The following is a 23,218-nucleotide window of genomic DNA, read 5'->3' as shown; positions in this document are numbered from 1 at the left end:
ACACACCGGTTTTTCGGGGGGATTACCCATGTGCGTATTCGCGTGGCCGGAGAACCCACTGAGGCCCGGCTTATTCATCTGCGAAAGCTGGTGGAAGCCTGCGAACACTATGGCGTGATCCCGATTATTGCTTATCAGGCGGACGAGTATAAAAAAGATCCCAGCATCAGCAATGAAAAAGAGGTGATTAACTGGTGGGTGGCCGTCGCGCATTACTTTGGTCAAGGGTCGCCGTTACTGGGTTTTGACCTGATCTACGAACCTGCTGATAAGCTCAATCACAATCAGGCGTCGCTCAATCGGGTGTATGACAAAACGATTCGTATGATTCACGCCATCTATCCCCAGCGTATGATTTTTGTCGCACCCCGTCTGCGCGCCGCGCCGGAAGAATTGTCGAGTCTGAAGCTACCGCCGCAAAGTCAGAACACCGTGCTGGCCGAGTGGCATGTCTTCCCGTGGGGGCCGCTAAAAAACAACGGTAAGTATCCGTGGACGTCGGGTACAGCGGCAGAAAAGACGGCGATTCGCGCCCGCATTAACAGCGCCGTTCACTGGCAGCAGAAGACCGGTCATGTCAGTTGGGTCGGGGGATGGGCGCCGGGAGAGACGATCAAAAATGTGCCTTCGGCCTCGCAGATGGCGTTTGCCCGCTTTATGGCCTGTGAGCTGAAAAAAGCAAAAATTCCCTATGCTATCAATGCAGATACGCAGTTTTATGATGGCGAGGAAGGGGCCTGGCGTCCGGCGCTGGAACCGTTGCTGAATACGATGATTGCGCCTGAATGTGAAAAGCCCGGCGAGAAACCGGGCCATCACACGCTTAAACCGCCTGCTCCTGGTGAGACACGCGTGACGCCAGTGGCAACCAGCACACCAGAATCAGCACACCCATAAGGGTCATCAGCAGACCCAGGCTAGCTTGTCCGGTCTGAGGCATCATCGCGGAGAGCCACGCCAGCACGCCGGAACCAATATTTTGTAAACCACCTACCAGCGCCCCGGCGGTACCAGCCAGGAACGGGAAGGGTTCCATCGCGCCGCTGGTGGCGAGCGGGAACAGCATCCCGGCACCAAAGAAGAACAGCGCGGCGGGGATCAGTAACGTCCAGACGTTCATCACGTCAAGCAGGCCCGGGATCCACATCATCAAACCAGCCACCAGGCAGCAGATAACCGACTGCCACATCAACGTTGAGAAGCGCTTGTTCGGGCGACCAGCGAACCACGCACCGAAAAACGCCGCCGGGATCGGCAGAATAAACAGAATACTGACCGCCATGCTGCTCAAGCCTAATCCTGCGCCCAGCAATACCCCGGAGCAGGCTTCGAAGACGGCAACACCCGCCAGTCCGCCGATGAGCATCAGTACATAACAGGTGAATGCGCCGTTGCCAAACAGGGTTTTGTAGCTGGCGATAAGCCGTGGGCGCGGCGCACCTGCAGGACGCGTTTCCGGCATCCAACGCGCCATGCTAAACGTTACGCCTGCGCACAGAATCAACAGGAAAATATAGCAGGCACGCCAGTTCCACATCGTGTCCAGCACGCCGCCAATCAGCGGCGCTAACAGCGGGCTGACAAGAATACCCATGTTTAACAAACTGTTAGCATGACGTAGCTGGGTACCTTCATACAGATCGCGCGGTAAGGTTCGCGCCATTACGCCGCCGACGCCCGTTCCCATTCCCTGAATGGCGCTGGCGATAATCAGTACCGTCAGGCTATGGGTAGTAATGGCGACCAGCGTAGCCAGCATAAAAATAGACATTCCGGTGAGGATCACCGGACGGCGCCCTACTCGGTCGGAAAGGGGACCGTAAACCAGCTGCGACAAGCCGTAGGTCAGCAGGTAAGCCGCCATTACACTTTGCACCGCCCCTTCGCGAACGTTGAGTTCACGCGCCATATCGGCAATGGCAGGGATATAAATGGTTTGAGCCATCTGGCCTACCGCCACCAGGAGTACCAACATCAACAACAAATTGACGCTTCTATGCCTTTTCATTTCGCTGATTACTTTTAAAAAAGAGAAAAAAGAAGAATAAGGTGCTGAACATTCCGCTAAATGCGCGTGGAATCTACCACATTAAAAAAAGAAGACCATATTGATCACTACAAAGGCGGGAAGGGAAGCGGCAGGAAATGTAAACAAATAGCGGCAATAAATGTTGCCGGAATGCATCCGACCATTCTGGAGGATGGAGAAGGCGCGATCACGACAAACGGAGCAAAATCGCCCCGGCGGCAATCCCGGCAGCAGCAAAAATGCGTATACCGGCGACTTTTTCTTTAAGCAGCAGCCAGGCGAGCAGGGCACCAAACAGGATTGACGTTTCCCGTAACGCGGCGACCACTGCCAGCGGGGCCTGCGTCATTGCCCACAGTGCCAGACCGTAAGATCCCATGGTGCCGATACCGCCCAAAATGCCTTTCTTCCATTGCTGCGCCAGATAGCGTGATGCCTCCCGGCGTCGGGCGATCATCGCCCAGGTGAGCAGACAAGATCCGTTGAGAAAGAAGGTCCACAGCGTATAGCCCAACGCGGTCTCTGAGAGTCGTACCCCGGTGCCATCCACCAGCGTATAGCCAGCAATAAAGCAGGCGTTAATTAACGCCAAAACAATTCCCTGCTGTGAGCTGCTGCGCCCGTTAAACGCCATGCCGAGGATCGCCATACAGATGGTGGCGATACCCACCCAGGCGAGCATTGACAGACTATCGCCGAGAAACAGAACGCTGATGATCGCGACCAGCAGCGGGGCAGTACCGCGCATTAAGGGATAGGTCTGGCTCATGTCCGAGACCTGATAGGTCTTGGCGACCAGCACGGTATACACCACCTGTAACGCGGTTGAGACCGCTAAGTACGGCAGGCTAGTTGCTGAGGGATGAGGTGCAAAAGGCAGTAAAATCAAGGCCATGACTGCAGCCGATCCGCTGACGCTAATGGCGGAGTACAACTTGTCGTTTCCTGCTTTTACGATAGCATTCCAGCTGGCATGGAGCAGTGCGGCGAACAGCAAAATGCAGAAAACAGAAAGCGTCATAGCGGTATTCGTCCCTGATAGCGTCATAAAAACGTAACATATTGTCGAGCTACGCGCACCTGGGTAACGGTGAAAGGGGAGTGGTTACCCACTCCCCTTTAGTGCGACTTGAATCTGAGTTATTTAATGTACTTCAGAACAGCATCAAGCAGTTGCAGTGCAGCAACAATGAGTTTCAGGATAAGAATGGTGATATCCACGAGGCTCATACGCTCTCCTTTTGGTACAAGGAGCACGGTGCTGGCGTACCTCGCCGCTGCCTGTTGCCAGCACCTTTGTTGACATAACACAGTGTGCTCTCACGGGGGTTAAGGCGCTGACGGCACCACCCGTTTCAGCCAGGACTTTTTTGCGCCGGTTTACTCTGCGGCCCCCGCATAACACATTGCGTACGGTGACATTATAGATAAATGCTGTATAAATGAACAGTATTTTATGGACGTAATGCTATGACTGAATCATACTAAAAAACGTCAAAATTCGTGCCGAAATTGCGTGTTCTTCGTAGAACGCGTATACTTTTTGCGTTGACATAACACAGTGTGTCCAGCGGAAACCAACCGCACAACGCTGATGAAAACCTCGCTCCGGCGGGGTTTTTTGTTTTTGCACAACATACAATGAAACGTGATCGTTGACGCATTTTTACGCAGATGAAAATTTTTCCATTGTCACGCTGAAAAACCTGTGTTTGTATAAATCCTGTTAACCAACAAACAGACAAGGCCCCTAATGAACCCTTCCATGCTGACAGCGACCCTACTAAAAACTGCGCCATCTCGCGCAGTGGTCGTCGTGCGTGTGGTGGTGGTCGTCGGCAATGCGCCGTAGGGTCCGGAACACACGATTCCAAAACCCCGCCGGCGCAAACCGGGCGGGGTTTTTCGTTTAAGAGACCCACCCGGATACGCAGGCCCAGAATAAAAGGACTGGAGCATGGCAAGTTCGGGCATAACATCCAAGCGTACGCGCTTTACGGGCGCAGAATTCATCGTTCATTTCCTGGAGCGCCAGGGCATTACGGTGGTCACCGGTATTCCGGGCGGCTCGATTCTCCCCGTCTACGACGCTTTAAGCCAAAGTACGCAAATCCGTCATATCCTGGCGCGTCACGAACAGGGCGCGGGGTTTATCGCCCAGGGCATGGCGCGAACCGATGGCAAACCTGCCGTGTGTATGGCCTGTAGCGGGCCGGGGGCCACCAACCTGGTGACCGCCATTGCCGATGCGCGACTGGATTCCATCCCGCTGGTGTGTATCACCGGCCAGGTTCCGGCCTCGATGATTGGCACCGACGCCTTCCAGGAAGTCGACACCTACGGCATTGCGATTCCCATCACCAAGCACAACTATCTGGTCCGCCATATCAATGAATTGCCCCAGGTTATGAGCGATGCCTTCCGCATTGCGCAGTCAGGCCGTCCGGGCCCGGTGTGGATAGACATTCCTAAAGATATCCAAACCGCCGTGTTTGAGATTGAATCATTGCCTGCACCGGCTGAAAAAGCACCCGCGCCAGCCTTTAGCACGGAGAGCATCCGCGATGCCGCTGCAATGATTAACGCGGCCAAACGCCCGGTGCTGTATCTTGGCGGCGGAGTCATTAACGCCCCTGAGCGGGTGCGTGAGCTGGTAGAAAAAGCGACGTTGCCCACCACCATGACCCTAATGGCGCTCGGCATGCTGCCAAAAGCGCATCCACTGTCGTTAGGTATGCTGGGGATGCACGGCGCGCGCAGCACCAACTTTATTCTGCAAGAAGCGGATTTATTGATCGTTCTGGGAGCCCGTTTTGATGACCGGGCGATCGGTAAAACTGAGCAGTTCTGCCCGAATGCAAAAATCATCCACGTGGATATCGACCGCGCGGAGCTGGGTAAAATCAAACAGGCGCATGTGGCGATTCAGGCGGATGTAGATGAGGTGCTGGCACAGTTGATCCCGCTGATTGAAGCGCAACCGCGTGAAGCCTGGCATCAGCAGGTGTCCGACCTGCAGCAAGAATTTCCGTGCACCATCCCACAGGAAAAAAATCCGCTCAGCCATTATGGGCTGATTAACGCGGTTGCTGCCTGTGTGGACGACAGCGCGATCATCACCACCGACGTCGGTCAGCATCAGATGTGGGCGGCGCAGGCTTACCCGCTGAACCGTCCGCGCCAGTGGCTGACTTCCGGCGGCCTTGGCACCATGGGGTTTGGCCTGCCTGCGGCAATTGGCGCGGCGCTGGCGAACCCGGATAAAAAAGTGCTGTGCTTCTCCGGCGACGGCAGCCTGATGATGAATATTCAGGAAATGGCCACCGCCAGCGAGAATCAGTTGGATATTAAAATCATCCTGATGAATAACGAAGCGCTGGGGCTGGTGTATCAGCAACAAAGCCTGTTCTACAAACAGGGCGTGTTTGCTGCCACCTATCCGGGGATGATTAACTTTATGCAGATTGCCGCCGGTTTCGGTCTCGAAACCTGCGATTTAAACCACGAAGCCGACCCGCAGGCGGCATTGCAGGCGATTATCGATCGTCCGGGACCGGCGCTGATCCACGTGCGTATCGATGCGGAAGAAAAAGTGTATCCGATGGTGCCGCCGGGCGCGGCAAATACAGAGATGGTGGGGGAATAAGCTATGCAACAGCAGACTCATGACAACGTAATACTTGAACTCACCGTGCGTAACCACCCCGGCGTAATGACTCACGTTTGTGGCCTGTTCGCCCGTCGCGCGTTTAACGTGGAAGGCATTCTCTGTCTACCGATTCAGGACAGCGACCAGAGCCGCATCTGGCTACTGGTCAACGATGACCAACGTCTGGAACAGATGATCAGCCAGATTGATAAACTGGAAGATGTGGTGAAAGTCGCGCGCAACCAGTCCGACCCGTCGATGTTTAACAAGATAAGCGTGTTCTTCGAGTAATCCGTTCAAGGCTTGAACGATGAAGTGTATATCGTTAAGGTAAGCGCCTTTGCCGGAGGGCGGCGTAAACGCCTTATCCGGCCTACCACGGCTCCCGCCCGTAGGCCTGATAAGCGTAGCGTCATCAGGCATCCCACACGCCAGGACAACATTCATGACAACCATTGCACTGATAGACGATCACCTTATCGTCCGCTCCGGCTTTGCGCAGCTGCTGGGGCTTGAACCCGATTTGCAGGTTGTGGCTGAGTTTGGTTCAGGCGCTGAGGCGTTGGCGGGATTGCCTGGCCGCGGTGTGCAGGTGTGCATTTGCGATATTTCGATGCCGGATATCTCCGGGCTGGAGCTGTTAAGCCAGCTCCCTAAAGGGATGGCGACGATTATGCTCTCCGTGCATGACAGCCCGGCGCTGGTGGAACAGGCGCTAAACGCCGGGGCGCGCGGCTTCCTCTCCAAACGCTGTAGCCCCGATGAGTTGATTGCAGCAGTACACACTGTAGCGACCGGCGGCTGCTATCTCACGCCGGATATCGCCGTCAAACTGGCGGCAGGGCGTCAGGATCCGTTGACCAAGCGCGAGCGTCAGGTGGCGGAAAAACTGGCGCAGGGCATGGCGGTGAAAGAGATTGCCGCCGAGCTGGGCCTGTCGCCAAAAACGGTGCACGTGCACCGCGCTAATCTGATGGAAAAACTGAACGTCAGTAACGACGTTGAGCTGGCTCGACGGATGTTTGACGGCTGGCAATGAACACCTTTTTCTCTCGCTTAATCACCGTTGTCGCCTGCTTCTTTATCTTCTCCGCCGCCTGGTTCTGCCTGTGGAGCATTAGCTTGCATCTGGTGGAACGCCCGGAGCTGGCGGTACTGCTGTTCCCGTTTGGCCTGCGGCTGGGGTTGATGCTGCAATGTCCACGTGGCTACTGGCCGGTGCTGCTGGGCGCGGAATGGCTGCTGATTTTCTGGCTGGCGCAGGAAGTGGCGCTGGCGCACTTCCCCCTGTTGATGACCGGTAGCCTGCTGACGCTGCTGCCTGTGACGTTGATCTGGCGCTATCGCCATCAGCGCGACTGGCGTGCCTTGTTGTTGCAGGGGGCGGCGCTGATTGCCGCGGCGCTGTTACAGTCGCTGCCGTGGCTGGGGCAGGGCGAAGTCGCGTGGACTGCGCTGCTGCTGACCCTGACCGGTGGACTGACGCTGGCCCCTATTTGTCTGGTGTTCTGGCACTACCTGACCAGCACTACCTGGCTACCGCTCGGTCCGGCGGTGGTCTCCCAGCCGGTGAACTGGCGTGGGCGACATCTGGTGTGGTACCTGCTGCTGTTCAGCGTCAGCCTGTGGTTGCAGTTGGGTTTGCCGGATGAGCTTTCGCGCTTTACACCGTTTTGCCTGGCGCTGCCGATCATCGCACTGGCCTGGCATTACGGCTGGCAGGGCGCGCTGATTGCCACGCTGATGAACGCCATCGCGCTGATTGCCAGCCAGACCTGGCACGATCATCCCGTTGATTTACTGCTCTCGCTGCTGGCGCAAAGCCTGACCGGGCTGCTGCTCGGTGCGGGGATTCAGCGTCTGCGAGAACTCAACCAGTCGCTGCAAAACGAGCTGGCGCGTAATCATCGGCTGGCAGAACGCTTGCTGGAAACCGAAGAGAGCGTGCGCCGCGATGTGGCGCGCGAACTGCATGACGATATCGGCCAAACCATCACCGCCATTCGCACCCAGGCGGGCATTGTCCAGCGGCTGGCCCCGGAGAATGCGGGCGTGAAGCAAAGCGGGGCGCATATCGAGCAGCTTTCGTTGGGCGTCTACGATTCGGTGCGTCGCCTGCTTGGGCGGTTACGCCCACGCCAGCTCGACGATCTGACGCTGGAACAGGCTATTCGCTCGCTGCTGCGCGAAATGGAACTGGAAAGTCGCGGCATCGTCAGCCATCTCGACTGGCACATCGACGAGTCGGCACTCAGTGAAAGCCAGCGGGTGACGCTGTTTCGCGTCTGTCAGGAAGGGCTGAACAACATTGTGAAACACGCCAACGCCAGCGCGGTGACGCTTCAGGCCTGGCAACAGGACGAGCGGTTAATGTTGGTGATTGAAGATGACGGCTGCGGTCTGCCGCCGGGCTCGAATCAACAAGGATTTGGCCTGACCGGCATGCGTGAGCGCATTACGGCCCTTGGCGGATCGCTCTCGATTTCCTGCACGCATGGCACGCGCGTCAGCGTGTCGTTGCCTCAGCGCTACGTGTAAGGAGCATTGATGCTGACGTTTTTTAAAGCCCCGGCGAATGCGCCGCTTATCACTGATAAACACGAGGTTGATGCCCGTTACCGCTACTGGCGGCGTCATATCCTGCTGACCATCTGGCTTGGCTATGCGCTGTTTTACTTCACGCGTAAAAGCTTCAACGCCGCGGTGCCCGATATCCTTGCCAGCGGCGTACTCACCCGCAACGATATTGGCCTGCTGGCAACGCTGTTTTACATCACCTATGGCTTGTCGAAGTTTGTCTCCGGTATCGTCAGCGACCGCTCCAACGCCCGCTATTTTATGGGTATCGGGCTGATTGCCACCGGGGTGGTAAACATCCTGTTTGGCTTTTCCACTTCGCTGTGGGCGTTTGCCGTACTGTGGGCGCTGAATGCCTTCTTCCAGGGCTGGGGGTCGCCGGTGTGCGCCCGTCTGTTGACGGCCTGGTACTCGCGTACTGAACGCGGCGGCTGGTGGGCGCTGTGGAACACCGCGCATAACGTTGGTGGGGCGTTAATTCCGATGGTGATGGCCGCCGCTGCGCTGCACTACGGCTGGCGTGCCGGGATGATGATTGCCGGGACGATGGCGATTGTGGTTGGCATTTTCCTCTGCTGGCGACTGCGTGACCGCCCGCAGGCCATCGGCTTACCGCCGGTTGGCGACTGGCGGCACGACGAGCTGGAAATCGCCCAACAGCAGGAAGGGGCGGGGCTGACCCGCAAAGAGATCCTCACTAAATACGTGCTGCTGAACCCGTATATTTGGCTGCTGTCGCTGTGCTATGTGCTGGTGTACGTGGTGCGTGCGGCGATCAACGACTGGGGCAATCTGTACATGTCGGAGACGCTGGGCGTTGATTTGGTCACCGCTAATACGGCGGTCACCATGTTCGAACTGGGCGGATTTATCGGTGCGCTGGTGGCGGGTTGGGGATCGGACAAACTGTTTAACGGCAATCGGGGGCCGATGAACCTGATTTTTGCCGCCGGGATTTTGCTCTCAGTCGGCTCACTATGGCTGATGCCGTTTGCCAGCTATGTGATGCAGGCGGCGTGCTTCTTCACCACCGGATTCTTTGTCTTTGGCCCGCAGATGTTGATCGGCATGGCGGCGGCGGAGTGCTCGCACAAAGAGGCGGCGGGCGCGGCAACCGGGTTTGTTGGGCTGTTCGCTTATCTCGGCGCATCGCTCTCCGGCTGGCCGCTGGCAAAGGTGATGGAAGTCTGGCACTGGACCGGGTTCTTCGTGGTGATCGCCATTGCGGCGGGTATTTCCGCACTATTGTTGCTGCCGTTTTTAAACGCTCAGGCGCCGCGCAACGTCAGCGAAGCGTGATGCACCTCACCTTTTTGCCCTGAGTGGGGCAAAACTAAGAAATTTTCCCGGTTCCGCCTGGACGCTGTCTCAGGCGTCTCTGCCGACTGATTTTTACAATGCCTGCTATTCGCAGGTATAAAAATTAGCTCGGGAGTGTCCTATGCTGGCCTTTCTAAACCAGGTGCGCAAGCCGACCCTGGATTTGCCGCTCGATGTGCGGCGCAAAATGTGGTTCAAGCCGTTCATGCAGTCTTATCTGGTGGTTTTCATCGGCTACCTGACCATGTACCTGATCCGCAAAAACTTCAACATCGCGCAGAACGACATGATCACCACCTACGGGCTGAGCATGACGCAGCTGGGGATGATTGGCCTGGGCTTCTCCATCACCTATGGCGTGGGTAAAACGCTGGTCTCCTACTACGCTGACGGCAAAAACACTAAGCAGTTCCTGCCGCTGATGTTGATCCTCTCGGCCATCTGTATGCTCGGCTTTAGCGCCAGCATGGGGCCGGGCACAACCAGCTTGTACCTGATGATCGCCTTCTACGCGCTGAGCGGTTTCTTCCAGAGTACCGGCGGCTCGTGCAGCTATTCGACCATCACCAAATGGACGCCGCGCCGTAAACGTGGTTCCTACCTCGGTATGTGGAACATCTCCCATAACCTCGGCGGTGCGGGTGCGGCAGGCGTGGCGCTGTTCGGTGCTAACGTGCTGTTCGACGGCCACGTCATTGGGATGTTTATCTTCCCGTCGATTATCGCGCTGATCGTGGGCTTTATCGGCCTGCGCTTTGGTAGCGACTCTCCGGAATCTTACGGCCTCGGTAAAGCAGAAGAACTGTTTGGCGAAGAGATCAGCGAAGAGGACAAAGAGACCGAAGAAAACGAAATGACCAAATGGCAGATCTTTGTTGAGTACGTGCTGAAAAACAAAGTGATCTGGCTGCTGTGCTTCTCCAACATCTTCCTGTACGTGGTGCGTATCGGTATCGACCAGTGGTCTACCGTGTATGCCTTCCAGGAGCTGAAACTCTCTAAAGAGGTGGCAATTCAGGGGTTCACCCTGTTTGAAGTGGGCGCGCTGGTCGGCACGCTGCTGTGGGGCTGGCTGTCGGATCTGGCGAACGGTCGTCGCGCACTGGTAGCCTGTGTCGCGCTGGCATTAATTATCGCCACGCTCGGTGTTTATCAGCACGCCAGCAACCAGTACGTTTACCTGGCTTCCCTGTTTGCCCTCGGCTTCCTGGTGTTTGGTCCGCAGCTGTTGATCGGCGTGGCGGCAGTCGGTTTTGTGCCGAAAAAAGCGATCGGCGCGGCCGATGGGATTAAAGGCACATTCGCGTATCTGATCGGTGACAGCTTCGCTAAGCTGGGTCTGGGGATGATTGCCGATGGGACGCCAGTCTTCGGCCTGACCGGCTGGGCGGGCACCTTCGCCGCGCTGGACACCGCCGCTATCGCTTGTATCTGCCTGATGGCTATCGTGGCCGTCTTCGAAGAACGTAAAATCCGTCGCGAGAAAAAAATTCAGCAGTTAAACATCGCTTAAGTGTGTAGGGGGCTTTTTTATGCCTTATGCGCCGTCCGGAATAGCGTTGACACGTTCGGCCGTCGACAGAGATGAATTTGCCGCTATGATGGGCGTCCTGTCGGGTAAGGGATGTGCGCATGATTTGGATAATGCTGGCCACGTTGGTGGTTGTTTTTATTGTCGGTTTTCGGGTGCTGACGTCCGGGGCGCGGCGTGCGGTTCGCCGGTTGAGCGAGCGTCTGGGTATTGATGTGATGGCGGTAGAATCGATGACCGATCAGATGGGAAAAGTGCAGGGTGAGGCGTTTTTACAGTACCTCCACCGACCTGACGAATCGCATCTGCAAAATGCCGCACAGGTGCTGTTGATCTGGCAAGTCGTCATTGTCGACGGTAGTGAGCAGAATCTGCTGCAGTGGCATCGTTTGCTGCAAAAAGCCCGGTTGGCCGCGCCAATTACCGACGCCCAGGTGCGTCTGGCGCTCGGTTTTTTGCGTGAAATGGAGCCAGACCTGCAGGAGATAAATGCATTTCAAATGCGCTACAACGCCTTTTTCCTGCCTGAAGATGGTGTGCACTGGCTACACTGATATCAGATTTGTGATGATGGCTATTTGGCATCGCCGTCCGGCGGTGAAAGTTGTTAAAACGTTAAATTCGTCACATTTTTAATGTTACACTGCGTAACTTTTCTACAATAATCCTACGCAGGTTACAAAATTGAGTGACGTTATTGAACAAAAATCCCGCGCAGAGGTGAATACCCGACCTAACTGGTCGGCGGTATTTGCCGTCGCGTTCTGTGTTGCCTGCCTGATAACCGTTGAGTTCTTGCCGGTCAGTTTGCTGACGCCGATGGCGCAGGACCTAGGCATTTCAGAAGGTGTTGCCGGGCAGTCGGTCACCGTGACGGCCTTTGTCGCCATGTTTGCCAGCTTGTTTGTCACGCAAATCATTCAGGCGACAGATCGTCGCTATGTGGTGATCCTGTTCTCAGTGCTGCTGACGCTCTCCTGCCTGCTGGTCTCGTTCGCCAACTCTTTTGCGCTGCTACTGGTGGGCCGTGCCTGTTTGGGGCTGGCGCTGGGCGGATTCTGGGCGATGTCGGCGTCGCTGACTATGCGTCTGGTTCCCGCGCGTACGGTGCCGAAGGCGCTGTCGGTTATCTTCGGCGCGGTCTCTATTGCTCTGGTGATTGCTGCACCGTTGGGGAGTTTTTTAGGCGGTATTATCGGCTGGCGTAACGTGTTTAATGCTGCGGCGGTAATGGGAGTGCTGTGCACCATTTGGGTGGTGAGATCGCTGCCTTCGCTGCCCGGTGAGCCGTCGCACCAGAAACAAAATATGTTCAGCCTGCTCCAGCGTCCGGGCGTGATGGCCGGCATGATCGCCATCTTTATGTCCTTTGCCGGACAGTTTGCCTTCTTTACCTATATTCGCCCGGTGTATATGAATCTGGCGGGATTTGATGTGGATGGCCTGACGTTGGTGCTGCTGAGCTTTGGTATTGCCAGTTTTGTGGGTACGTCGCTCTCGTCGATGATTTTGAAGCGCTCGGTGAAACTGGCGTTAGCCGGTGCACCGCTGGTGCTGGCGCTCAGCGCGCTGATCCTGATTTTTTGGGGCAGTGACAAAGTGGTCGCCGCGGGTATTGCGATTGTTTGGGGGCTGGCGTTTGCGCTGGTGCCGGTGGGATGGTCGACGTGGATCACCCGCTCGCTGGCCGATCAGGCAGAAAAAGCCGGATCCGTCCAGGTCGCCGTGATCCAGCTTGCCAATACCTGTGGGGCTGCGGTGGGAGGCTATGCGCTTGATAACCTCGGACTGCTGTCGCCCCTGATGCTCTCCGGCAGCCTGATGCTGCTGACGGCGCTAGTGGTGGCAGCGAAAGTGCGCATAAAGGGTATGCAATGATCCCAATATTCATTGCGGGACCGTCTACGTAGGCCGGATAAGGCGTTAACGCCGCCCTCCGGTATCGTGCCCGGTGGCGCGGTGCTTACCGGGCCTACGTAACGACGATAATGCATGATTCCTTATCAGAACCACGCTTCCCACATTGCGCCGAGGTTGAAGTCGTCCAGGGTTTCGTCTTTCGTGCCGTTGACGCGCGCGGTGCGGTCGTTGTCCACTTTGCCGCCTGTCACGTAGAAGCGCAGCATGGGGCGGAATTCGGGTCCCATGGCGATCGACATGTTCTGCGACAGCGTCAGCTTCCAGCCGCTGTTATCCCCGCCGTTGTCGTAATCTACGCGCTGATAGCCCGCTTCCAGCCAGGTGGAGTGAACGTCGTTCCAGAAGTACATCGGGCGTACAATTGCGCCGTAGTTCTTACGGTTATCACTTTTATCTGCGCTGTTGTCGTAGTCATGGAACGCCAGCAGGTATTCCACCTGCGCCTGGCGGGTAAACTTATGGCTCCCTTCGAAGCTGGCGTAAACCGTGGTCAGGTCGTCGGTTTTGTTGTAGACGCTGTTGTCTGAGTTATCCGAATAACGGGCGATCACCTTGTTCACGCCGCTGTCGTTGGTGTGGCTCAGCACAAAAGCGCCCTGCCAGGCTTTCAGACGGTCATCGCTCTCGACGGCCTTGGAGTCAAAGCCATAGTTGGCGTAGATCTCCAGGTCCAGCGGGCCGAGCTTCATATTGTGGATTTTTGACGTCACCGCGTAATTACCCTTATCGCCGGTGCCGGAGCCGCCGGTACAGGTAATGCGTGAAGGGTTGGCTTCGTCTTCCATGACTTCCGGGCTACACGATTCGACGGCGGCGACGGTGGCAACATCAAACTGTACGCCGCCAATGTCGAAGTTCTTCACCCCGGCGCCCTGGCCGTCGTGGTTCATCCAGAAGTAGTCGTTGATACCCTGTTGTGGACGCTGATGGAAGTCACGACCGGCCCAGATGTAGGCGTTCGGATTGGACTCCAGCACGTTGGTCACGCCCGCGTAGGCTTTTTTGAGGTTAACTTCGTCGCCCCAGTGGTCAATCATCACGTTGATATCCCAGATTGCGCCGTTGTCGCTTTTGAACGCTTTGGAGAGCTGGAATTCGCCACCGTTGCCTTCGTTACCCAGACGACCAATCGCGGATGCACCGTTATAGGACCCGTCAACGCCAACGTATTTCTGATCGCCACTCTGGAAGTGCGCGCCGTAACGGGCGTAGCCGCTGAACTTCACGCCGAACGGTATCGCCATATCCGGCGACTGCGCCGCGCTTTGCGGTTCGTTAATCACATCGGTTTTCTTCGCCACGGCAGCGTCCATTTTCGCCTGGCGTTCCGCCAGCGCTTTATCGACGGCTTTGGCGACGATGGCGTCGATTTGTTCCTGCGTAAATTCCTGTGCGAGCACAGAAATTGGGCACAGCGCAGCCACGACCGCCATGGCTAATGGAAGTTTTTTTATGTTCATGGTTATCTCATTTGACACTTAACCCTTCAGGTTGCCATTGGCATTCTGAATAAGCGTGTGTATTCATTTATTTTAAGATAATAACCATCCCGTCTCGGTTGAATTTGCTATCACCAAAACAAGTTGATTTGTTTGTTTTTTAATAGGTACAGAAATGATTTATTTAGTCGTAATAAATACTCCGTTCAGAAAGTGTTATTTAGAAACTAACGTTGATACAGATGAATGATTTCTTCTGACAGTTCGCGGGCTAATAGCGACGTCATTAAGTGGTCCTGCGCATGCACCATAATTAATGTCATTGGTTGCCGGGCTTCCCCGGCGTCCTGTTCGATCAATTTGGTTTGCATGTGGTGAGCCTGACGGGCATAGCCGTCAGCCTCACGAAGCAGGCTTTTCGCTTCGTCAATGTTCCCGGCGCGCGCGGCGTGCAGCGCTTCGAAGCACAGGCTGCGTGACTGCCCGGCATTGACGATGATTTCCATTACTGCTTCTTCTAATGCAATCATGATGCTCTCTTTTTAATCGAATCCATTATTGGCGGCAGTTTTCGTAAACCACTCGCCGCTCTTTTTCACTGTACGTTTTTGCGTGGCTAAATCTAACTGGACAAAACCGTAGCGGTTTTTATATCCGTTAAGCCATGACCAATTATCAATAAAGGTCCACATATGGTAACCAAGGCAATGACAACCCTCGTTAATGCCTTTATGCAGCCATTTAAGATGTTCCGAGACAAACTCAATACGGTAAATGTCGTTAATCTGATTGTCCTGAATAAAACGCTGCTCGTTTTCTACACCCATGCCATTTTCAGAAATAAAACAGCGCGGGTTGCCATAATTATCACGCAGATTCGTAATAATATCGTAAATGCCCGGCTCATAGATTTCCCAGCCACGGTACGGATTCATTTTACGTCCCGGCATTTCGTAATAATCAAACAGCGACTCTGGCATAAACGGCGCGTCAGGATTGACGGCGCTATCGCGGCATTTCACCCGGCGTGGTTGGTAGTAGTTAATGCCCAACAGGTCGATTTTACCCTCGGCGATGAGCTGGCTGTCGCCGGGCTGGCAGGCCGGTAGTTGATCGTACTGTTTCAACAGTTCCACCAGGTCCGCCGGATATTCGCCTTTTAATACCGGATCGAGGAAGCTGCGGTTAAACAGCAGATCCGCATGGTGTGCGGCTTTCACATCCGCCGGATTTTGCGAGCGCGGATAAGACGGCGTTAAATTCAGCACTACGCCGATTTCACCGTCATAGTTGCCAGCGCGATACGCACGGACCGCCGTCGAATGCGCCAGTACGGTGTGGTAAGCCACGGTTGCCGCACGTTTGAAATCCACCACGTTCGGGTAGTGGAAGTCATACAGATAGCCGCCTTCTACCGGGACAATCGGTTCGTTGAAGGTGAACCAGTGCTTCACCCGATTGCCGAACAATGTAAAACACGTCTGGGCGTAGCGGCCAAAGGCTTCCACAACTTCACGATTTTCCCAGCCGCCTTTCTCCTGCATGACCATTGGCATATCGAAGTGAAACAGGGTGATAAAGGGCGTGATACCCTGCGCCAGCAGTTCGTCAATGACGTTGTTATAGAAATCGACCGCTTCGGGATTGACCTCGCCGGTGCCGTCCGGGATCAGACGCGACCAGCTCAAGGATGTACGAAAGCTGTTGTGCTGTAGCTGTTTCAGCAGTGCGATGTCCTGTTTCCAGTGTTGATAAAAACCGGAGGTGTCTGCCGGGCCAACCCCCTGATGGAAACGGCCTGGCTGACGGTCGAACCACACGTCCCATGTGGTCTGGCTTTTACCGCCGTTCAGGCTATCCCCTTCGGTTTGCAGCGCTGAGCAGGCACTGCCCCACCAGAAGTTTTCAGGAAAACGGTATCTCATTGTTCTGACTCCTTGATTCATTATGAGTTGCTACGGGCAGCGTTCGTTACGGAGACGGCATCCTGGGCTTTTTGCTCTTCGGATTTCATCAAAGAACGTTCGTACGCACGCAGGAAAGGCAGGTACATCAGCGCCGACATTGCCATGCAGATAAAGCACATCACCACCGGACTTAATGCCCAGTTCGCAGCCCAGGATGCCCCAATTGGCGCTGGCGTGGTCCACGGGGTTAACGACACGACCTGGGCTATCCAGCCGAGCTTGGTAGCGCTATAGGCCAGTACGGCGTTGATCATTGGAACGCAGACGAACGGGATGAACAGCATCGGGTTCATGATGATCGGCGCACCAAACAGAATAGGCTCATTAATATTAAAGAAACTAGGCACAATTCCCATTTTGCCGATGGTGCGCAGGTGGGCGACGCGGCTGCGCAGTAGCAGGAACGCCAGCGGTAAGGTTGAGCCCACGCCGCCAATCAACAGGTAGTGATCCCAGAAGCCTTGCAGATAAACGTGCGGTAGCGCCGCACCTGCCGCCAGTGCCGCCTGGTTAGCGGACAGGTTTGCCATCCAGAATGGGTTCATGATGCCGGTGACAATCAGTGCGCCGTGGATTCCCGCAAACCAGAAAATCTGGCACAGCAGGACGGAAAGCAGAATCGCCGGCAGCGAATCAGAGGCGGAAACCAGCGGTTCCAACAGGTGCATAATCGCCTGCGGAATGATCATCCCGGTTTGTGCTTCGATAAACAGGTTCAGCGGATGCAGGGTGGCAATTACCACCAGCACCGGAATCAGGATCTCAAATGAACGCGCGACGCCGGTCGGCACTTCTTTCGGCAGGCGGATTGTCACGTTATTCTGCTTCAGCCAGGCATACACGCGAGTGGAATAAATGGCGGTAATCAGGGCGGTAAAAATTCCCTGACCGGAAAGATACTGGGTCGAGATTTTTCCGTCGGCATAAGGCGCTGCTACCAGCAGAAACGCCATAAAAGCCAGCAGCCCGGACATAATTGGGTCGAGATTAAACTGACGGCCAAGGCTGGCGCCAATGCCAACGGAGATGAAGAACGTCATAACACCCATGCTGAGGTTGAACGGCAGCATTAACTGTTCACGGTAGGTGGCAGAAAAGTCGAGCCAGCCACGGGCAAAGCTGTTGGTGGTTTCGGCAGAGAACGGAGGGAAAATAAACACCAGCATGAACGAGCCGATGATCATAAACGGCAGCGCCGCCGTAAAACCGTCACGAATCGCAATCACATACTTTTGCTGCCCCAGTTTTCCGGCGAGCGGGGTGATGGATTGTTCAATGACGGCAACCATTGACTGATATAACGAACTCATATTGATACCTTTCTAGTGTGCCGCTTCAATCAGCGACAGGGCATAATCCAGCACTTTGTCACCGCGTTGCATACCGTAATCCATCATATCTATGGCTTTTACGGGTACACCCTGGGTGGCAGCCTTTTCTGAGAGCGTAGTAAGCATGTACTTTACCTGGGGGCCGAGCAGCACCACCTGATAATTTGGAAACTGTGTGTCAAATTCGGCAACACCGTATGCATCAATCTTCACGGGCAACCCGCGCGTTTCCGCTTCTTCAACCATTTTGCGAACCAGCATGCTGGTGGACATCCCTGCAGAGCAACACAACATAATCCTGAACATGGTGAACCATCCTTTAAATGTAAAAACATATTGCGAGTCTGATTTGATATCATACGGAAACCGGTTTCCATCCATCGCAAACAGAGCTGTGACGGCCATCAAGATCTTATTGTTATAAGGCTAATTATTTGAATCTGGCTCACGAAATTCGGCAATTTGATCTCTTTTTGAGTCAAAATGGAAAATCGGTTTCCATGAAAAACGGAAACAGATATACTGCGAGTGGCGATTATTTAAGCCAGTGTTAAATACAGGAAGGAAAGGGCCAGGCGGGTCCTGTCAGGGGAGAATGATGTCTACTATCAACGATGTATCGCGTCTGGCCGGGGTGTCAAAGGCCACGGTGTCACGCGTGTTGAGCGGTTCACGTGGTGTCAAAGAGGCCAGCCGTCTTGCCGTGCTGAAAGCGGTGGATGAACTGAACTATCGCCCGAACGTGATTGCACAGTCGCTGCTGAGTCAGTCTACCGGCTGTATTGGGGTGATTTGCGCGCAGGATAACATTAACCAGACTACCGGCTATCTCTACGCGCTGGAAAAACACCTTAGCCAGCATCAAAAGCATCTGCTGCTGCGTTTTGCCAATAGCAAAGCGGAAGTGATGAACGCCCTGGATGAATTAAGCTGTGGGTTGTGCGATGACGTATTGATTATTGGCGCGCGGTTCCCGCTGAGCATTAGCCAGGAGAATGTCATTCTGGTGGATTGCCTGGACTCTGGCGATGACGTCAACAGCATTCAGTTTGATCACGCGTTTGCTACCGAAACAGCCTGTAACTACCTGATAAGCCAGAACCGACGCCAGATTGCACTGATCCACCCGGACGGTATGGGGTTCTCGGATCAGGTGCTGCTGGGCTACAAGCATGCGCTGGAAAAAAACTTCCTGCCGTTTAACCGCAATCTGGTGTTTATGGAAGCCACGTCGTCCTCCGTGGCATTGCAGGAGCTGCTCAATAACGCGTCAACGCTCAATTTTAACGCGCTGCTGGTGGCGGACGAACAGCAGGCCCAGCGGGTTATCCCACAGCTGCAGGCGTTTAATAAATCGGTACCGGGAGACATTATGGTCTTTAGCCTGGCTGGTTCGCTGCATCTGCCGGGCATTCCAACTATCCCGGCCATTGAGTATTCAATGGATGCGATGGCGGCACGCATTGTCAGTTGGCTGAACGAGAAAACCCAGAACGTGCTGGGTTCATACGTGCTGCGTGGCGACCTCATTATTCCTCAGCGTTAACCGTCTTAATCAGGCGTGAAGCCATGCGCTTCACGCCTAGATATCCGGGCATTCCACTTTGCCCAGCGCATCCCAGTAGTTATTCTGATTACTCCTCTGTATTGCCAAAATGGCCTCGCGAATGTGCTGCTGATTACGCGTATCAGACATAATCGTTTTTTCCCATACTTCATCCGACGGCGACCCTTGTGGGGTACAAATTTTGCGTAAGTCCTTTAATACGGTGTTTTTTTCGTGAACTGCCTGTAGAGAACCGTAAGCCGAGTCGGCCTGCGCCAGACCCGGCAGCGTGAAAAGGACGGCAATAATCGGAAAAACGGCTCGTTTCATGATAATAATCCTTGTTGTCGATGCGCATCATCTCAAGAGTAAGTGTAGACGCCATAAGGCTCACTCATCAGCCTGTGTTAATGTCTAAAACCAAATCAGACAGAAGTTGTAGTTTTTCAGGAGGATAGAATGCAGATACAGATTACGGATACGGTTACTGAAGACGATCAAAACGCGCTGCTTACTGGCCTGCGGGCTTACAACTTCCCGTTCCTGAAAACGAGCAATTTCGGCGATTTGGCGGTCTATTGGCGCAATGAACACAATGAAATACAGGGTGGGCTGATCGGCAAAATCAAAGGTGAATGGCTGTGTATCGAGTTTTTGTGGATGCATGAATCCCTGCGTAAAGGGGGTTATGGCACGAAGCTGATTCAGGCAGCAGAACAGACGGCTCGCGAGAGAGGATGTCTGCATGCGCTGGTTGATACCCTGAGTTTCCAGGCGCTACCTTTTTATCAAAAGAACGGCTACCAGCTGCAATTAACCCTCGAAAATTTTCCGGAGCAAGGTGCCGCACGCCACTATTTATCGAAAACGTTTTGACGACCGTCACAGCCGGTTATGCGTTTCAGCAGCCCGTGTAGGCCCGGTAAGCGTTAGCGCCTCTGGGCATTTTTGCGAACATCATTCCCTGAAAATGAATACATTACAGTAGTGTGTATTTATCTCCCAAAGCACCTCGCAGGCTTAAACGTTTCCTGATGTGGATTATGCGATAGGCGAGTAAGGTCCCGTCATCTTGTACTGTAGGTGATGGATCGCCATGAAAAAAAGCACGACATCCACGCCGCATGATGCGGTGTTTAAAAGGTTTTTAGCCCACCCGGAAACGGCGAGGGATTTCCTGGATATTTGGCTTCCTGAATCGCTACGCGACCTTTGCAAGCTGGACACGCTGAAGCTTGAATCCGGCAGTTTTGTAGAGGAAGACCTGCGGGCCAGCTATTCCGATGTACTGTGGTCTCTGCAAACAACGAAGGGTAATGGCTACATCTATGCGCTGATTGAACATCAAAGTTCGCCGGATGCCCACATGGCATTTCGACTGATGCGCTATGCCATTGCCGCGATGCAGCGTCATCTCGACGCCGGGTATAAAACGTTGCCCCTGGTGGTGCCGATACTTTTTTACCATGGTGTGGAAAGCCCATATCCCTTTTCGCTAAGTTGGCTGGATGAATTTGCCGAGCCAGAGATAGCGCGGCAACTTTATGATGCGCCTTTTCCGTTGGTGGACATCACCGTGGTGTCTGATGATGAGATTATGCAGCATCGGCGGATGGCTCTGCTGGAGCTTGTTCAAAAGCATATCCGTGAGCGCGACCTGACGCTTCTGGTGGATAAACTGACGGTCCTGCTTGTTAAGGAACACGCTAATGACAGCCAGATAGAAACGCTGTTTAATTACTTGCTACAGTCTGGTAGTGCGACCCGTTTTGAGGTGTTTATCCGCAGGCTTGCCGGGCGCGTTCCCCAACACAAGGAGAGATTAATGACGATTGCAGAATGCTTACGTGAGTCGGGGAGAAAAGAAGGAAAGCTTGAAGGAAAACAGGAAGGAAAGCAGGAAGGAAAGCAGGACGAAGCGTTGCGGATTGCACATGCCATGCTTGAAAAGGGTATCGATCGCGACCTGGTGCTACTGATTACCGGGCTATCCATTGAAGAGCTTATGGAACACTCCGACTAATCTCTCTTATTTCCGTTATGCCTTTTTCTTCTTGCTGATGCTTTTTCGTTTTATAAACCGCAGCGGCCTTCCCGCTATAGTCATTTCATTACTCCATGGGCGGTTATTTCAAAAGGATAAAAACGTGAAGCTGAAGATAGCGCATTTAGGGGCCGGAGCCGCGGTATTGCTGGCGGGATTATTGCTGGCAGGTTGCGACCAGCAAAGCAGTGATACAAAACACATTAAAGTCGGCGTGATTAACGGCGCAGAGCAGGATGTGGCGGAAGTCGCGAAGAAGGTGGCCAAAGAGAAGTACGGACTCGATGTTGAGCTGGTGGGATTTAGTGGTTCGTTATTGCCTAATGATGCAACTAATCAGGGTGAGTTGGATGCCAATGTCTTCCAGCATCGTCCGTTCCTGGATCAGGATAATAAAGCGCATAACTATACGCTGGTGGCGGTGGGCAATACCTTTGTCTTCCCGATGGCCGGTTATTCGAAAAAAATCAAAACGGTCGATCAACTGCAAGACGGTGCGACGATTGCGATACCTAACGATCCCACTAACCTCGGGCGTGCGCTGTTGCTGCTGCAAAAAGAAAAATTAATCACGCTGAAAGAGGGAACCGGTCTGCTGCCGACGGCGCTGGATATCACCGATAACCCGCGTCATCTGACTATTATGGAGCTGGAAGGCGCGCAGTTGCCGCGCGTGCTGGACGATCAGAAAGTAGACGTGGCGATCATCAGTACCACCTACATTCAGCAAACCGGACTTTCGCCAGTACATGACAGCGTGTTTATCGAAGATAAAAACTCGCCGTACGTGAATATCCTGGTGGCGAGAGAAGACAATAAAAATGCCGAGAACGTAAAAGAGTTCCTGCAATCTTATCAGTCTCCGGAAGTCGCAAAAGCGGCGGAAAAAATCTTTAACGGCGGCGCGGTACCTGGCTGGTAATACCCCTCTGTAGCCGCGCCGCTCGGTGTTATACCGTTCGGACGCGGCGACGGGAATCCATTGAAATCAGCACTACAGAAGAGAGGATCAGCAGCGTGCCCAGCCAGTCAGGTAGGGTAAACGTAATCCCTAACAATAACAGCGACAACAGGGCGCTGCTCAACGGTTCCGCACAGCTCAAAATACTCGCTTTCGGTCCGCCAATCATCTGCGCGCCTTTCAGATACAGGCTAAACGTTAGCGATGTGCCGATCACCACCAGATAGAAAAACGCCAGAATCAAACTGCCATTGACCACGAAGTCCGTTCCCTCTCCGGCATAGAACGGGAGCAGGATCAGGCCACCTATCAACATACTCCAGCCAACGATCGGCAGCGTACCGTAACGGGCGATAAGCGTAGAGGGATAGGTGGTATAGAACGCGGCGGCAAAGGCGGAGGCGATCCCCCAGAACAGCGCGGCAGGTGAAATAGACAGCGAGGTTGGGTTGCCGTGAGTCACCAGCAGGAATGTGCCGATAAGTGAAGTCAGAATGGCGGTGAGCACTAAAATGCCGGGTCGCGCTTTACGCGCTACGGAGAACCACGCCACGATAATAGTTGGTGACAAAAATTGCAGTACCGTTGCGGTGGCGGCGTTGGATTTTTCAATGGTCAGTAGAAAAGTCAGCTGTACGGTGAGCGCGCCGACCACAGAAAAGATCAGCAGACTGATGGCATCTTTGCGGTTTTTGATGATCGAAAAGACTTTGTCGCCGTGCACAAACGAGAGCATCAGCAGAATGAGTCCGGCGAAAATCAGGCGCGTCATGGTTAAAAACGGCGACGACATCTGGCTTTGCTCCATGATGTACTGCGCGCAAACGCCCGAACTTCCCCATAATACGGCGGCAATCAGGACGTTCATCATCCCTCTTCTGGTGGAACTCATTATTCCCTCGGC

The 23,218-nt window shown here is 54.4% G+C and carries 24 protein-coding genes and 1 pseudogene; 14 read left to right on the top strand and 11 right to left on the bottom strand.

Going from position 1 to position 23,218, the window contains the following annotated elements; translation table 11 throughout:
- Positions 1-897, top strand: an 897-nt coding sequence (locus FDW88_RS10660) for a cellulase family glycosylhydrolase (protein WP_137362533.1), incomplete at its 5' end; no start/stop codon positions are given.
- Here the strand turns inward: FDW88_RS10660 and emrD are convergent.
- From emrD to tisB, 3 genes are all read right to left on the bottom strand, one after another.
- On the bottom strand, positions 824-2,008 hold the full coding sequence (emrD, locus tag FDW88_RS10655) for a multidrug efflux MFS transporter EmrD (protein ID WP_096759012.1): 1,185 nt from the start codon (positions 2,006-2,008) through the stop codon (positions 824-826). The genes FDW88_RS10660 and emrD overlap by 74 nt on opposite strands.
- 208 nt (positions 2,009-2,216) lie before the next feature.
- Positions 2,217-3,077, bottom strand: a complete 861-nt coding sequence (locus FDW88_RS10650; protein WP_137362532.1) for a DMT family transporter — start codon at positions 3,075-3,077, stop codon at positions 2,217-2,219.
- A 92-nt stretch (positions 3,078-3,169) separates the two neighbouring features.
- On the bottom strand, positions 3,170-3,259 hold the full coding sequence (gene tisB, locus FDW88_RS10645) for a type I toxin-antitoxin system toxin TisB (RefSeq protein WP_115257124.1): 90 nt from the start codon (positions 3,257-3,259) through the stop codon (positions 3,170-3,172).
- Positions 3,260-3,782: 523 nt separating this feature from the next.
- On the opposite strand from tisB, the gene ivbL reads away from it, so the two are divergent.
- The 3 genes from ivbL to ilvN all read left to right on the top strand — a co-directional run bounded on the left by ivbL (position 3,783) and on the right by ilvN (position 5,969).
- Complete coding sequence (gene ivbL, locus FDW88_RS10640) at positions 3,783-3,881, top strand: ilvB operon leader peptide IvbL (protein WP_096759014.1); 99 nt, start codon at positions 3,783-3,785, stop codon at positions 3,879-3,881.
- 105 nt (positions 3,882-3,986) lie between these two features.
- Positions 3,987-5,675, top strand: a complete 1,689-nt coding sequence (gene ilvB / locus FDW88_RS10635; protein WP_137362531.1) for an acetolactate synthase large subunit — start codon at positions 3,987-3,989, stop codon at positions 5,673-5,675.
- Between the two features lie 3 nt (positions 5,676-5,678).
- Entirely contained in the window at positions 5,679-5,969 is a 291-nt protein-coding gene (gene ilvN / locus FDW88_RS10630) for an acetolactate synthase small subunit (RefSeq protein ID WP_115257126.1), read from the top strand.
- A gap of 48 nt (positions 5,970-6,017) precedes the next feature.
- Here ilvN and FDW88_RS22795 read toward each other — a convergent pair.
- Positions 6,018-6,101, bottom strand: a pseudogene (locus FDW88_RS22795) (hypothetical protein); the annotation flags it as partial.
- Between the two features lie 22 nt (positions 6,102-6,123).
- On the opposite strand from FDW88_RS22795, the gene uhpA reads away from it, so the two are divergent.
- The 6 genes from uhpA to nepI all read left to right on the top strand — a co-directional run bounded on the left by uhpA (position 6,124) and on the right by nepI (position 12,984).
- Entirely contained in the window at positions 6,124-6,717 is a 594-nt protein-coding gene (uhpA, locus tag FDW88_RS10625) for a transcriptional regulator UhpA (RefSeq protein ID WP_096759017.1), read from the top strand.
- Entirely contained in the window at positions 6,714-8,216 is a 1,503-nt protein-coding gene (gene uhpB, locus FDW88_RS10620; protein WP_137362530.1) for a signal transduction histidine-protein kinase/phosphatase UhpB, read from the top strand. The genes uhpA and uhpB overlap by 4 nt, the downstream gene beginning before the upstream one ends.
- Positions 8,217-8,225: 9 nt before the next feature.
- Positions 8,226-9,554 carry an MFS transporter gene (locus FDW88_RS10615; RefSeq protein WP_096759019.1) on the top strand — a complete coding sequence of 443 codons (1,329 nt, stop codon included), beginning with the start codon at positions 8,226-8,228 and terminating at the stop codon, positions 9,552-9,554.
- 142 nt (positions 9,555-9,696) lie between these two features.
- On the top strand, positions 9,697-11,088 hold the full coding sequence (uhpT, locus tag FDW88_RS10610) for a hexose-6-phosphate:phosphate antiporter (protein WP_096759020.1): 1,392 nt from the start codon (positions 9,697-9,699) through the stop codon (positions 11,086-11,088).
- A gap of 119 nt (positions 11,089-11,207) precedes the next feature.
- Entirely contained in the window at positions 11,208-11,660 is a 453-nt protein-coding gene (locus tag FDW88_RS10605; RefSeq protein ID WP_096759021.1) for a DUF1198 domain-containing protein, read from the top strand.
- 130 nt (positions 11,661-11,790) lie between these two features.
- Positions 11,791-12,984, top strand: a complete 1,194-nt coding sequence (nepI, locus tag FDW88_RS10600; RefSeq protein ID WP_137362529.1) for a purine ribonucleoside efflux pump NepI — start codon at positions 11,791-11,793, stop codon at positions 12,982-12,984.
- A gap of 125 nt (positions 12,985-13,109) precedes the next feature.
- Here the strand turns inward: nepI and FDW88_RS10595 are convergent, their stop codons facing one another.
- The 5 genes from FDW88_RS10595 to FDW88_RS10575 all read right to left on the bottom strand — a co-directional run bounded on the left by FDW88_RS10595 (position 13,110) and on the right by FDW88_RS10575 (position 18,069).
- Positions 13,110-14,486: a carbohydrate porin gene (locus tag FDW88_RS10595; RefSeq protein ID WP_137362528.1), complete on the bottom strand. Its 1,377-nt coding sequence runs from the start codon at positions 14,484-14,486 to the stop codon at positions 13,110-13,112.
- Between the two features lie 206 nt (positions 14,487-14,692).
- Positions 14,693-14,995 (bottom strand): PTS lactose/cellobiose transporter subunit IIA, encoded by a 303-nt coding sequence (locus tag FDW88_RS10590; protein ID WP_008786514.1) that lies wholly within the window; start codon positions 14,993-14,995, stop codon positions 14,693-14,695.
- 12 nt (positions 14,996-15,007) lie between these two features.
- Entirely contained in the window at positions 15,008-16,390 is a 1,383-nt protein-coding gene (locus tag FDW88_RS10585; protein WP_137362527.1) for a glycoside hydrolase family 1 protein, read from the bottom strand.
- Positions 16,391-16,410: 20 nt separating this feature from the next.
- Positions 16,411-17,742, bottom strand: coding sequence for a PTS sugar transporter subunit IIC (locus FDW88_RS10580; protein ID WP_135911188.1), 1,332 nt, complete (start codon positions 17,740-17,742; stop codon positions 16,411-16,413).
- 12 nt (positions 17,743-17,754) lie between these two features.
- Entirely contained in the window at positions 17,755-18,069 is a 315-nt protein-coding gene (locus tag FDW88_RS10575) for a PTS sugar transporter subunit IIB (protein ID WP_096759495.1), read from the bottom strand.
- Positions 18,070-18,361: 292 nt separating this feature from the next.
- Here FDW88_RS10575 and FDW88_RS10570 point away from each other — a divergent pair, with 292 nt between their 5' ends.
- Positions 18,362-19,309: a LacI family DNA-binding transcriptional regulator gene (locus tag FDW88_RS10570; protein ID WP_137362526.1), complete on the top strand. Its 948-nt coding sequence runs from the start codon at positions 18,362-18,364 to the stop codon at positions 19,307-19,309.
- A gap of 36 nt (positions 19,310-19,345) precedes the next feature.
- Here the strand turns inward: FDW88_RS10570 and FDW88_RS10565 are convergent, their stop codons facing one another.
- Positions 19,346-19,639, bottom strand: coding sequence for a YicS family protein (locus FDW88_RS10565; RefSeq protein ID WP_115257133.1), 294 nt, complete (start codon positions 19,637-19,639; stop codon positions 19,346-19,348).
- Between the two features lie 129 nt (positions 19,640-19,768).
- On the opposite strand from FDW88_RS10565, the gene FDW88_RS10560 reads away from it, so the two are divergent.
- The 3 genes from FDW88_RS10560 (at position 19,769) to nlpA (ending at position 22,275) form a co-directional block, all read left to right on the top strand.
- Positions 19,769-20,185, top strand: coding sequence for a GNAT family N-acetyltransferase (locus FDW88_RS10560; protein WP_117342587.1), 417 nt, complete (start codon positions 19,769-19,771; stop codon positions 20,183-20,185).
- Between the two features lie 220 nt (positions 20,186-20,405).
- Entirely contained in the window at positions 20,406-21,332 is a 927-nt protein-coding gene (locus FDW88_RS10555) for an Rpn family recombination-promoting nuclease/putative transposase (protein WP_137362525.1), read from the top strand.
- A 124-nt stretch (positions 21,333-21,456) separates the two neighbouring features.
- Positions 21,457-22,275 carry a lipoprotein NlpA gene (nlpA, locus tag FDW88_RS10550; protein WP_137362524.1) on the top strand — a complete coding sequence of 273 codons (819 nt, stop codon included), beginning with the start codon at positions 21,457-21,459 and terminating at the stop codon, positions 22,273-22,275.
- Between the two features lie 28 nt (positions 22,276-22,303).
- Here the strand turns inward: nlpA and FDW88_RS10545 are convergent, their stop codons facing one another.
- Entirely contained in the window at positions 22,304-23,206 is a 903-nt protein-coding gene (locus FDW88_RS10545; RefSeq protein ID WP_115257137.1) for a carboxylate/amino acid/amine transporter, read from the bottom strand.
- Positions 23,207-23,218 lie beyond the last annotated feature (12 nt).

The organism is Citrobacter sp. wls829 (assembly GCF_005280825.1).
Lineage (GTDB): Bacteria > Pseudomonadota > Gammaproteobacteria > Enterobacterales > Enterobacteriaceae > Citrobacter > Citrobacter gillenii.
This window is presented reverse-complemented; position numbering and strand designations above follow the sequence as displayed.